The following is a 12,997-nucleotide window of genomic DNA, read 5'->3' on the forward strand; positions in this document are numbered from 1 at the left end:
GGGAGAGTAGGACGCCGCCGAACAATTATTGTGGGAATGCCCCGCACCGTATGGTGCGGGGCATTTCTGCGTTCAGGGGTCATGCAGGAGCCGTTCAGGCACCGTTTCTTTCCGGCGGTGCTGCCCGGTTCCTGTCGGGCGTCGCCGGCTGTGTTCTCGATGGTCTTGCGCACCTCTGATCATCGGGTATGCTTTACCTCGTTGCTGCGCCCCAATAGCTCAGTCGGTAGAGCGTCTCCATGGTAAGGAGAAGGTCTACGGTTCGATTCCGTATTGGGGCTCAAGTAAAAGGAAAAGGCCCCCGCCTCTCGGCGGGGGCCTTTCTCATTGAGCCGGTGTGCGGCTCAGGTGGTGTGCGGCTCAGGGACGCGCATCGCGAGGATGGCCATGTCGTCCGAGGCCGGCTCGGCGGCGAAGCGTTCCACGGCGCGCAGGACGCGCGCGGCGACCGCACCGGCGGTCAGGCCCGTACAGGTCGTGAGGACGTCGGTGAGACCGTCGTCGCCCAGCATGCGCGTGCCCTCCCGGCGTTCCGTGACGCCGTCGGTGACGCAGAGGAGGACGTCGCCCGGGTCCAGGGTGATCACCTGTTCGTACAGCTCCAGGTCCTCCATGACGCCCAGCAACGGCTGTGGTTCCGCTGCCGGTTCGACCGTGCCGTCCTGGCGCAGACGCAGCGGCAGGGGGTGCCCGGCGCAGACCACCTTCAGGACCGCGCTGCCGTCCTCCTGCGGCCACAGCTCGCCGTAGAGGAGGGTCAGGAAGCGGCTTCGGGCGCCCTCGTCGAGGATCGCCGCGTTCAGGCGTTCCAGGACCGCGGGGCCGCCGAAGCCCTCGCGGGCGAGCAGCCGCAGAGCGTGGCGGGCCAGGCCGGTCACGGCCGCGGCCTCCGGGCCCGTACCGCAGACATCACCGATGGCGAAGCCGTAGGCACCGTCCCGGATCGGGAACAGGTCGTAGAAGTCGCCCCCGACCTCGTTGCCCTCGCCCGCCGCGCGGTAGATGACGTCCACCTCCACGCCGGGGACCTGCGGGAGCCCCGGTGGCAGCAGGCTGCGTTGGAGGGCCTGGCTGATGGCCGTGCGTTCCGAGTAGAGGCGGGCGTTGTCGAGCGCGAGGGCCGCCCTGCGTGAGAGGTCCTCGGCCAGCTCCAGGATCTCCTGGCGGAAGTGGTCGCCCGAGGGCTTGCCCAGGGTCAGCATGCCGATGACACGGTTACGGGCCACCAGGGGCAGGACGACCGTCTCGCCGCCCACGGCCGCCGCGGTCGCCAGGGTGGTGCCGATCCCGAGGGCGGGCGGCCGGTTGCTTCTGCTGACGTCGCGCATCGAGGTGCGCAGCGCCGCCTGGTGGGCCGCCTCCGCCGGGGCGGTCCAGATGCGGGCGCCCGGGGTGGGCACAGGGTCCGGCGGGGAGATCTTGGAGAGGAGTGCTTTGAGGCCGTCGATGCGGTCCTCGTCCTCGTGGAGCACGTACGAGAGGTACGGGTCGGAGGCCTGGTCGGCGATCGTGTAGACCGCGCACCAGGTGGCGAGCGTGGGGACGGTCATCTGGGCCATCAGGGCCAGCGTCTGGTCCCGGTCCAGGGTGCCCGCCAGCAGGTCCGACGCCTCGACGAGGAAGGAGAGGGAGCCGCGGCGCAGCCGTTCCAGCTCGCCCAGGCGGGCCGATTCGACGGCGAGGGCGATCCGGTCCGCGGCGAACTGCAGACGCAGGGCCTCCTCGTTGGTGTAGCGCCCGGAGCCTTCCGCGGCGACGCCCAGGGAGCCCGTGAGCCGGCCCTCGACCTTGAGCGGGACCGTGACGACGGAGCGCATCCCTGTGCCGTTGAGGAGCGGAACGGCGCCGGGGACGGCGGCGAGGTCCTCGTGGACGGCGGGCATTCGCGCCGAGCCGAAGCGCCCCGCGCCGGCCTCCACCGGGACGCGGGCGAAGCGCTGGCGGGCGGAGGGGAGGCCGGTGGAGGCGCGTACCTCCAGCTCCGTCTCGTCGTCCGTGGCGAGGAGGAGGAAGGCCGAGTCGCCGTCGAGCATGTCGCGGGCGCGCTCCACCGTGCGCTGGAGAAGCCCGTCGAGGTCGTCGGGGGCGGGGGAACCGATGAAGACCTCGAAGGGGTCCACGATGCGGCTCTCGGTGCCCACCTCGGCTGCCGGGGTGCGCAGCGGGGTCTGGATCACGGCGCGTTCGTAATCGCGTACGAGGAGGCAGACCGTGGACGGCTCGCCGTGGGTGTCGCGGACGCGGAGGTGGGAGGCGTAGACGGGGATGACGCGGCCGTCCGCGGCCCGGATGCCGTAACTGCCCTCCCAGCGGGAGAGCTGGAGTGCTTCGACGATGCCGGTTCCGATGCCCGGTGTGTGGGGCCAGGCGGCGATGTCGGTGAGGGGTTTCCCGATGACCTGTTCGTCCGCGTAACCGAAAATGTGCTCGGCGTCCTCGTTCCAGTTGACGACGGCGCTCGCGCGGTCGATCTGGATGACGGCTACCCGTACGCGCTCGTCGGCCACGGGCAGCAGGTCGGTGGGGAGTACGGGGCCCGCGGAGCGGGTGCCCACCGGGCGCTGTGGCAGTTCGAGCTGGAACCACACCTGTTTGAACGTGGGGGAGTACTCGACTCCCCAGCGTGACGCGAGCGCGGCGCAGAGGAGCAGTCCCCGGCCGTTCTCCTGCTCCGCGTTGGCGAAGGAGCGCGTACTGCCCTGGATGGGGACCTCGCGCTCCGGATAGCGGTCGGCGACCTCGACGCGTACGCCCTCTTCCGTACGGAGGCAGAGGACGTCGGCGGACGTGCCGGCGTGGATGACGGCGTTGGTGACCAGCTCGCTGGTGAGAACGACCGCGTCGTCCACGACATCCGAATAACCCCACCCCTGGAGCGTGTCGCGGACAAAGGCACGGGCGGTCGCGACGGACCGCCCTACCGGATCGAAGGTGGCAGCCGCACGCGCGGTGATCACAGCACTCCCCATTGGTGTTTCGTCTCTCCCCAGAGTCCTGTGCCCGTTTCTTGTCGCTTCGATTCGCCTGCCAGGCTAGACGGTCGTCGGGTGCCTCGTGTGACGGAGTCCCGACTCGGTGAAGCTGCTATGGTCCGGCGGCCACGCGCGCGCACTGCGGGCACGGAGCCGGAGGCAAAGGCCTTCGTCCGGTGGAACGGTGGAATTCGTGGTCGTGGGGCGCCGTCAGGCGCCGTGACGTGTTCGTGAGACTTCGATGACCATGAGGGCGGGTGTGCTACAAGGGCGTTCCCGCCCTTGTAGGCTTCAACGATTTGACGCTTGTGCCGTCACGCCTCAAGGGTTGGTTGTGGCAGTGAGCCGCAGTGAAACACTGGGCAGGCTTCCGGAGACAGCTCGGGCAGTACGGTCAACCCCTGCGGGAGGGACACGGTGGAGTCTGGCACGGCGGCGCGTGGCACGAGTACGCGCGCGAAAGGCGGACGGGCCCGCAGCAACGGGACGGTCGAGGTGGACGCGGCTGAGCTGAACAGACTGCTGACGGCCTTGGTGTCGATGCGGGACGGCAACTTCCGCAAACGCCTGACGGTCTCCGGGGACGACGTGATGGCGGAGATCGCCGCAGTCTTCAACGAGGTCGCCGACCGTAACATCCATCTCACCGGGGAGTTGGCGCGCGTACGCCGCGTGGTCGGGCGTGAGGGGAAACTCACGGAGCGGCTGGAGACCGGCGCCTGCGAGGGCTCCTGGGCCGCCGCGATCGATGCCTCGAACGCACTGGTGGACGATCTGGCCCGGCCCGTCTCCGAGGTCGGCCGGGTGCTCACCGCGGTCGCGGAGGGCGACCTGGAGCAGCGCATGGATCTGCGCTCCCAGACGGTGGAGGGCGCGGAGCGTCCACTGAGGGGTGAATTCCTGAAGGTGGCCCGTACCGTCAACAGTCTGGTCGACCAGCTGTCGGCGTTCACCGACGAGGTGACGCGGGTAGCGCTGGAGGTCGGTACCGAGGGGAAGCTCGGGGGCCAGGCCAAGGTGCGGGGCATGTCGGGCTCCTGGAAGGACCTGACGGACTCCGTCAACACCATGGCGTACCGGCTGACCGCGCAGGTGCGGGACATCGCCCTGGTGACCACGGCGGTCGCCAAGGGCGATCTGTCGCGCAAGGTGACGGTGCATGTGGCGGGCGAGATGCTGCAGCTCAAGAACACCGTCAACACGATGGTGGACCAGCTGTCGTCGTTCTCCTCCGAGGTCACGCGGGTGGCCCGGGAGGTCGGTACGGAGGGTGAGCTGGGCGGTCAGGCGACCGTGCCCGGGGTGGCCGGGGTCTGGAAGGACCTCACCGATTCGGTGAACACCATGGCCGGGAACCTGACCAACCAGGTGCGCGGTATCGCCGAGGTGACCACGGCCGTCGCCAGTGGTGACCTGTCGCAGAAGGTCACGGTGAGCGCGCGCGGCGAGGTGGCGCAGCTCGCCGAGACGATCAACCAGATGACGGAGACGCTCCGTACCTTCGCGGACGAAGTGACCCGGGTGGCGAGCGAGGTCGGCGCCGAGGGGCTGCTGGGCGGTCAGGCGCAGGTGCCGGGTGCGGCGGGGACATGGAAGGACCTGACGGACTCGGTCAACACGGTCTTCCGGAACCTGACCACTCAGGTGAGGGACATCGCGCAGGTGACCACTGCGGTCGCCAACGGCGATCTGTCCCAGAAGGTCACCGTGGATGTCGCGGGCGAGATGCTGGAGTTGAAGAACACCGTCAACACGATGGTGGGGCAGTTGAAGTCGTTCGGCTCCGAGGTGACGCGGGTCGCCCGGGAAGTGGGCGTCGAGGGCCGGCTGGGCGGTCAGGCCGAGGTGCCGGGTGCGGCGGGGACGTGGAAGGACCTGACCGACTCGGTCAACACGGCGTTCCGTAACCTCACCGGTCAGGTGAGGGACATCGCGCAGGTGACGACGGCGGTCGCCAACGGCGATCTCACCCAGAAGGTCACGGTCGACGTGGCCGGCGAGATGCTGGAGCTCAAGAACACCGTCAACACGATGGTGGCGCAGCTCTCCTCGTTCGCCGACCAGGTCACGGTGATGGCCCGCGACGTGGGTACGGAGGGCCGACTGGGCGGCCAGGCTCGGGTGGACGGTGTCAGCGGTACGTGGAAGGAGCTGACCGACTCCGTCAACTCCATGGCCGGCAATCTGACCGATCAGGTGCGGCAGATCGCCCAGGTGACCACGGCGGTGGCGCGCGGTGATCTGTCCCAGAAGATCGACGTGGACGCGCGCGGCGAGATCCTGGAGCTGAAGAACACGATCAACACGATGGTCGACCAGCTCTCCGCCTTCGCCGACCAGGTGACCAGGGTCGCGCGTGAGGTGGGTACGGACGGCCGGCTGGGTGGTCAGGCGCAGGTGCCCGGCGTGGCGGGGGTCTGGCGGGATCTGACGGACTCCGTGAACGGCATGGCGGGGAACCTGACGGCGCAGGTGCGCAACATCGCGGGTGTCGCGACGGCGGTGGCGCGCGGTGATCTGTCGCAGAAGATCGACGTGGACGCGCGCGGCGAGATCCTGGAGCTGAAGAACACCCTCAACACCATGGTGGACCAGCTCTCCAACTTCGCCGAGCAGGTGACGCGGGTCGCCCGCGAGGTGGGTACGGAAGGCATCCTGGGCGGTCAGGCCGAGGTTCAGGGTGTGTCCGGTACGTGGAAGGACCTCACGCAGTCCGTCAACTTCATGGCGAACAACCTCACTTCCCAGGTGCGCAACATCGCGGAGGTGACCACGGCGGTCGCCAAGGGCGATCTGTCGAAGAAGATCACCGTCGACGCGCGGGGCGAGATCCTCGATCTGGTGACGACGGTCAACACGATGGTCGACCAGCTCCTGAACTTCGCCGACGAGGTGACGCGTGTCGCGCGTGAGGTGGGTACGGAGGGCATCCTCGGCGGTCAGGCCAGGGTCCGGGGCGTCACCGGGATCTGGAAGGACCTCAGCGACAACGTCAACACCATGGCCAACAACCTGACCAGTCAGGTGCGGAACATCTCGCGGGTCTCGTCGGCGGTGGCCAATGGTGATCTGACCAAGAAGGTGACGGTGGAGGCGCGCGGCGAGGTCGCGGAACTGGCCGACACCGTCAACACGATGGTGACGACGCTGTCGTCCTTCGCCGACGAGGTGACGCGCGTGGCGCGCGAGGTGGGCACCGAGGGCGAACTGGGCGGTCAGGCCCGGGTTCCCGGTGTCTCCGGCACCTGGAAGGACCTCACCGAGTCGGTGAACTCGATGGCGTCCAACCTGACGGGGCAGGTGCGCCAGATCGCCACGGTCACCACCGCCATCGCGAAGGGCGATCTCACCAAGAAGATCGACATCGACGCGCGCGGCGAGATCCAGGAGCTCAAGAACACCATCAACACCATGGTCGACCAGCTCTCCTCCTTCGCGCAGGAGGTGACCCGGGTGGCCCGTGAGGTGGGTACGGACGGTCAGCTCGGCGGTCAGGCGCGGGTCCGGGACGTCGACGGCACCTGGCGGGACCTGACGGAGTCGGTGAACGAGATGGCCGGCAATCTGACCCGTCAGGTGCGGGCGATCGCCGCCGTCGCCACCGCGGTGACCCGGGGCGATCTGAACCTCAAGATCGATGTGGACGCCGCCGGTGAGATCCAGGTCCTCCAGGACAACATCAATACGATGATCGCCAACCTGCGGGACACCACCCTCGCCAACGAGGAGCAGGACTGGCTGAAGGGCAACCTCGCCCGGATCTCCGGGCTGATGCAGGGGCGCCGCGATCTCGACGACGTGGCGTCGCTCATCATGAGCGAGCTGACGCCGGTCGTCTCGGCGCAGCACGGCGCGTTCTTCCTGGCGATGCAGACCGGGACGGTGCCGCAGGTCGGTACGGATGTGGGCCGCGACGGTTCGTACGAGCTGTGCATGCGCGGCAGTTACGGCTACTCGGCGGGCTCGATGCCCACCGCGTTCCGTCCCGGTGAGACCCTGATCGGGACGGCGGCGGAGGAGAAGCGGACCATCCAGGTCAATGTGCCGCCGGGGTATCTGAAGATCTCGTCCGGGCTCGGGGAGGCGTCTCCGGCGCATGTGATCGTGTTGCCGGTGCTCTTCGAGGGGAAGGTGCTCGGGGTGATCGAGCTGGCGTCGTTCCAGCCGTTCACACAGATCCAGCGGGACTTCCTCAACCAGATCGCCGAGATGATCGCGACAAGCGTCAACACGATCAGCGTCAACTCGAAGACCGAGGTGCTGCTGAAGCAGTCGCAGGAGCTGACCGAGCAGCTCAGGGAGCGTTCGGCGGAGCTGGAGAACCGGCAGAAGGCCCTTCAGGAGTCCAACGCGGAGCTGGAGGACAAGGCCGAGCTGCTGGCGCAGCAGAACCGCGACATCGAGGTGAAGAACACCGAGATCGAGGAGGCGCGGCAGGTGCTGGAGGAGCGGGCCGAGCAGCTCGCCGTCTCCATGCGCTACAAGTCGGAGTTCCTGGCGAACATGTCGCACGAGCTGCGTACGCCGCTCAACTCGCTGCTGATCCTCGCCAAGCTGCTCGCTGACAACGCGGAGTCGAACCTGTCGCCGAAGCAGGTGGAGTTCGCGGAGACGATCCACGGGGCGGGCTCCGACCTGCTCCAGCTGATCAACGACATCCTCGACCTGTCGAAGGTCGAGGCGGGCAAGATGGACGTGAGTCCGACCCGTATCGCTCTGGTGCAGCTCGTCGACTATGTGGAGGCGACGTTCCGGCCGCTGACGGCGGAGAAGGGGCTCGACTTCTCCGTACGGGTGTCGCCGGAGCTGCCCGCGACGCTGCACACCGATGAGCAGCGGCTGCTGCAGGTGCTGCGCAACCTGCTGTCGAACGCGGTCAAGTTCACCGACGGCGGGGCGGTGGAGCTGGTGATCAGGCCTGCGGGCTCCGACGTGCCGGACGCCATCAGGGAGCAGTTGCTGGAGGCGGGTTCGCTGCGGGAGGCGGACGGCGACCTGATCGCCTTCTCGGTGACGGACACGGGGATCGGGATCGCGTCGAGCAAGATGCGGGTGATCTTCGAGGCGTTCAAGCAGGCGGACGGTACGACCAGCCGGAAGTACGGCGGTACGGGGCTCGGGCTCTCCATCAGCCGGGAGATCGCGCGGCTGCTGGGCGGTGAGATCCACGCGGCGAGCGAGCCGGGCCGTGGCTCGACCTTCACGCTGTATCTGCCGCTCCACCCGAGTGAACTGCCGCCGCACGGCTATCCGCAGCTCACGCCCGCGGGCATGCGGCAACTGCCGCCCGTGGCGAAGACGGGAACGGCGGAGTCGCCGGGGCCGGCGGTGCCGGAGTCGCCGGCGCCGGCGGAGCGGCCGGGTCCCGCCGCCCTGTTCCGGCGCCCCCGCAAGAACGCGGGCGGACCGGAGCGGGGTTCGGCGCAGCCCCGGGGGACCGCGGGTGGGGCGTCAGGGGCCTCTGGAGGGGCGTCGGCGGGGTCCGGCGGGACCGGTGGTCCGTCGGGGCGGCCGGAGTTCTGGGGGGCGGACACGGCCTCCACGGGCCGTCAGGAGGCCGCCGTGGAGGGCCGTGTCTTCTCCTTCGCCGGTGAGAAGGTGCTCATCGTCGACGACGACATCCGTAATGTGTTCGCGCTGACGAGCGTGCTGGAGCAGCACGGTCTGTCGGTGCTGTACGCGGAGAACGGCCGTGAGGGCATCGAGGTGCTGGAACAGCACGACGACGTGACGGTCGTTCTGATGGACATCATGATGCCGGAGATGGACGGGTACGCGACGACGACGGCGATCCGAAGGATGCCGCAGTTCGCCGGGCTGCCCATCATCGCCCTTACCGCGAAGGCCATGAAGGGCGACCGGGAGAAGGCCCTCGACTCCGGTGCTTCCGACTATGTCACCAAGCCGGTCGATCCCGATCACTTGCTGTCCGTGATGGAGCGGTGGATGCGCGAGGAGTGAACGATGGGCGAGTGAATCAGTACGGTGCGCTGACCGGCTGTGCCCAGAGGCGTGTGAGCCGCTGGTATTCGGGGAACCTTCTGGTCTCCCGTCGCGTTTCCGCTTCGAGCGCAGTGACATCACGGTGACAGGGTGTGGCGACGGGTGGGGTGCGGCTACCATGACCGGCACAAGGACGGACGGCGTAAGGGAGTCGTCCCCTGGAACGGCGCCCGGCGTAACTTCCGGGTCCGTGAGCAGGGGGCGCCCCATGCCGGGGCGAGGAGGGCGGGCTGCCATGGTGCAGAAGGCCAAGATCCTCCTGGTCGATGACCGGCCGGAGAATCTGCTGGCGTTGGAGGCCATTCTCTCCGCGCTCGATCAGACGCTGGTGCGGGCATCGTCAGGGGAGGAAGCGCTCAAGGCGCTGCTGACGGACGACTTCGCGGTCATTTTGCTGGATGTCCAGATGCCGGGGATGGATGGATTCGAGACCGCCGCCCACATCAAGCGGCGCGAGCGGACCCGTGACATCCCGATCATCTTTCTGACGGCCATCAATCATGGCCCGCACCACACCTTCCGCGGGTACGCGGCGGGTGCGGTGGACTACATCTCGAAGCCGTTCGACCCCTGGGTGCTCCGCGCCAAGGTCTCCGTCTTCGTCGAGCTGTACATGAAGAACTGTCAGCTCAAGGAGCAGGCCGAGCTGCTCAGGCTGCAGCTCGCCGGGGCGGGCGAGGCGCGGGAGCCGGCCGGGCTGCTGGCCGAACTCTCCGCGCGCCTCGCGGCAGTTGAGGAGCAGGCGGAGGCCCTCTCCAAGCAGCTCGACGACGATGCCGCCGACGCCTCGGCCGTGGCGACCGCCGCGCACCTGGAGCGCAAACTCACCGGATTGCGGCGCGCCCTCGACGCGCTGGAGCCGGGCACGGGGAACGGACCGGCCGCGCTCCCGTCCCAGAACTGACGGCATCAGAGGCGCGCGAGAACGCCGTTCCGTACGGAAGGCGCGGTTCCGGTCGGTACGTCCCGGTTGTGACGGGGGAACGTTCCGACCGCTGAAGCCGGGTCATTTTCCTGTGGAGTTGTGGGCGACACGAACGGGTGAAGCGGTAGGCACACGTGTCCCCGGCCGTTCACACCGGTAACCTCACCACCATGGCCTCACGTACGTCCGGCAATGGTTCCCAGGGCACGGCGGGCGCCGCGAAGCCGCGGGCCGGCCGTACGACCGGTGCCGCGAAAGCGGCGCCCGCCAAGAAGACGGCGGCGAAGAAGACCGCCCCCGCGAAGAAGGCACCGGCCAAGAAGGCCCCCGCCAAGAAGGCGGCGGCCAAGCCGGCGCCGAAACCCGCCCCCAACCCCACCGGGGGCGTGCTCTGGGTCGTACGCACCGTCTGGCTCGGCGCGGCGCACGGCGTCGGAGCGATGTTCCGCGGCATAGGACGCGGCGCGAAGGGACTCGACCCCGCGCACCGCAAGGACGGCATCGCCCTGCTCCTGCTCGGCCTGGCGCTGGTCGTCGCCGCGGGCACCTGGTCCAACCTGCACGGCCCGGTCGGTGACCTGGTCGAGATGCTGATCACCGGTGCCTTCGGCCGGCTCGATCTCCTCGTACCGATACTGATCGGCGCCATCGCCGTCCGGCTGATCCTCTACCCCGAGAAGCCCGAGGCCAACGGCCGGATCGTCATCGGCCTCTCCGCCCTCGTCATCGGGGTCCTCGGACTCGTCCACATCGCCTGCGGCTCCCCGGGGCGCAGTGACGGCACGGAGGCGATGCAGGACGCGGGCGGCCTCATCGGCTGGGGCGCCGCCACCCCGCTGATCTTCACCACGGGCGAGGTGCTGGCCGTACCGCTGCTCCTGCTGGTCACCGTCTTCGGGCTGCTGGTGGTCACCGCCACCCCGGTCAACGCGATCCCGCAGCGGCTGCGGCTGCTCGGCGTCAGACTGGGCATCGTCGAACCGCCCTACGAGGCGGAGCACTTCGGCGACGAGTACGACGAGTACCCCGGCGACGACGAACGGTACGACGACCAGTGGCGCCAGGCCCTGCCCGTCGGCGGGCGGCGGCGCTCCCCGGGGCGCCGGGGCGCGGCGGGGGCGCCCGACCCCGACCAGGCCGAGGCCGACGCGCTCGCCAAGCGGCGCCGGCCGCGCCGCTCCTCCGCCCAGCCGGCGATGGACCGCCAGATGGACGCCGTGGACGTGGCGGCCGCCGCGGCGGCCGCGCTGGACGGCGCCGTGCTCAACGGGATGCCGCCCTCGCCGATCGTCGCGGACCTCACGCAGGGCGTCTCCGTGGACCGTAAGCGCGGCGCCGGCGGGCGCGCCGGGGAGCGTACGGACGAACAGGCCCCGGCCCGCCCCGGGGAGCGCACGGACGCCGCGGCCGAGAGCCCCGTGTCCGTGCCGTCGGCGCGCGAGCCCGGGCGGCGGACGCCGGGCGTGGCGGCCGTGGCCGATCTGACCAAGCCAGCGCCCGAACTGGACCGGCCGCTGCCACCGCGGGCCGAACAGCTCCAGCTCCGCGGCGACATCACCTACGCGCTGCCGTCGCTCGACCTGCTGGAGCGCGGCGGCCCGGGCAAGACCCGCAGCGCCGCCAACGATGCCGTCGTGGCCTCGCTCAGCAACGTCTTCCAGGAGTTCAAGGTCGACGCCGCCGTCACCGGATTCACCCGGGGCCCGACGGTCACGCGGTACGAGGTGGAACTGGGCCCGGCAGTGAAGGTCGAGCGGATCACCGCGCTCACCAAGAACATCGCGTACGCCGTGGCCAGCCCCGACGTACGGATCATCTCGCCGATCCCCGGCAAGTCCGCCGTCGGCATCGAGATCCCGAACACCGACCGCGAGATGGTCAACCTCGGCGACGTACTGCGGCTCGCCGCCGCGGCGGAGGACGACCACCCGATGCTCGTCGCCCTCGGCAAGGACGTCGAGGGCGGCTACGAGATGGCCAACCTCGCGAAGATGCCCCACCTGCTCGTCGCGGGCGCCACCGGCTCGGGCAAGTCGTCCTGCATCAACTGCCTGATCACCTCGTTGATGGTGCGGGCGACCCCGGAGGACGTCCGGATGGTCCTCGTCGACCCCAAGCGGGTCGAGCTGACCGCGTACGAGGGCATTCCGCACCTGATCACCCCGATCATCACCAACCCCAAGCGGGCCGCCGAGGCGCTCCAGTGGGTCGTGCGCGAGATGGACCTGCGCTACGACGACCTGGCCGCCTACGGCTACCGGCACATCGACGACTTCAACAAGGCCGTGCGCGAGGGCAAGGTCACGAGTCCCGAAGGCAGCGAGCGCGAGCTGTCGCCGTATCCGTACCTGCTGGTCGTCGTGGACGAGCTGGCCGACCTGATGATGGTCGCGCCGCGTGACGTCGAGGACGCCATCGTCCGGATCACCCAGCTCGCCCGCGCCGCCGGCATCCACCTCGTGCTCGCCACCCAGCGGCCCTCGGTCGACGTCGTCACCGGGCTGATCAAGGCGAACGTGCCGTCGCGGCTCGCCTTCGCGACCTCCTCCCTCGCGGACAGCCGGGTCATCCTCGACCAGCCGGGCGCGGAGAAACTGATCGGCAAGGGCGACGGCCTCTTCCTCCCCATGGGGGCCAACAAGCCGACCCGTATGCAGGGCGCCTTCGTCACCGAGGAGGAGATCCAGGCCGTCGTCCAGCACTGCAAGGACCAGATGACCCCCGTCTTCCGGGACGACGTCGTCGTCGGCACGCAGAAGAAGAAGGACATCGACGAGGACATCGGTGACGATCTCGACCTGCTCTGCCAGGCGGTCGAACTGGTCGTCTCCACCCAGTTCGGCTCGACCTCGATGCTCCAGCGCAAGCTGCGCGTCGGCTTCGCCAAGGCCGGCCGGCTCATGGACCTGATGGAGTCGCGGAACATCGTCGGACCGAGCGAGGGCTCCAAGGCGCGCGACGTGCTGGTCAAGGCGGACGAAGTGGACGGGGTGCTCGCCGTCATCCGCGGGGAGTCCGCGCCGTAGCGGCCCGCCCGGCGGGGTGACGTCTCATTCCGGCCGATTCCGGTGTGATGACCCCATCGGTTCGCCCGGAT

At 69.3% G+C, this 12,997-nt stretch carries 4 protein-coding genes and 1 tRNA gene; 4 read left to right on the forward strand and 1 reads right to left on the reverse strand.

The genetic code is table 11. The features are described 5' to 3' along the window. Nucleotides 1–208: 208 nt before the first annotated feature. Nucleotides 209–281, forward strand: a tRNA-Thr gene (locus ACFXKG_RS38915). A 63-nt stretch (nucleotides 282–344) separates the two neighbouring features. Here ACFXKG_RS38915 and ACFXKG_RS38920 read toward each other — a convergent pair. Then, nucleotides 345–2,969: a SpoIIE family protein phosphatase gene (locus ACFXKG_RS38920; RefSeq protein WP_384849617.1), complete on the reverse strand. Its 2,625-nt coding sequence runs from the start codon at nucleotides 2,967–2,969 to the stop codon at nucleotides 345–347. Between the two features lie 420 nt (nucleotides 2,970–3,389). Between ACFXKG_RS38920 and ACFXKG_RS38925 the strand changes: the two genes are divergently transcribed. The 3 genes from ACFXKG_RS38925 to ACFXKG_RS38935 all read left to right on the forward strand — a co-directional run bounded on the left by ACFXKG_RS38925 (nucleotide 3,390) and on the right by ACFXKG_RS38935 (nucleotide 12,926). Then, nucleotides 3,390–8,933 (forward strand): HAMP domain-containing protein, encoded by a 5,544-nt coding sequence (locus tag ACFXKG_RS38925; RefSeq protein WP_384849621.1) that lies wholly within the window; start codon nucleotides 3,390–3,392, stop codon nucleotides 8,931–8,933. Nucleotides 8,934–9,210: 277 nt separating this feature from the next. Further along, nucleotides 9,211–9,879, forward strand: coding sequence for a two-component system response regulator (locus ACFXKG_RS38930; RefSeq protein WP_384849624.1), 669 nt, complete (start codon nucleotides 9,211–9,213; stop codon nucleotides 9,877–9,879). A gap of 191 nt (nucleotides 9,880–10,070) precedes the next feature. Beyond that, nucleotides 10,071–12,926 (forward strand): DNA translocase FtsK, encoded by a 2,856-nt coding sequence (locus tag ACFXKG_RS38935; RefSeq protein WP_384849627.1) that lies wholly within the window; start codon nucleotides 10,071–10,073, stop codon nucleotides 12,924–12,926. The last annotated feature ends 71 nt before the right edge of the window (nucleotides 12,927–12,997 follow it).

Origin of the sequence: Streptomyces sp. NPDC059255 (assembly GCF_042752355.1) — a bacterium.
Taxonomy (GTDB): domain Bacteria; phylum Actinomycetota; class Actinomycetes; order Streptomycetales; family Streptomycetaceae; genus Streptomyces.

Coding starts and splice junctions, on each gene's coding strand:
- ACFXKG_RS38930 (WP_384849624.1), top strand. CDS start 9,211: ATGGTGCAGAAGGCCAAGATCCTCCTGGTCGATGACCGGCCGGAGAAT.
- ACFXKG_RS38920 (WP_384849617.1), bottom strand. CDS start 2,969: ATGGGGAGTGCTGTGATCACCGCGCGTGCGGCTGCCACCTTCGATCCG.
- ACFXKG_RS38935 (WP_384849627.1), top strand. CDS start 10,071: ATGGCCTCACGTACGTCCGGCAATGGTTCCCAGGGCACGGCGGGCGCC.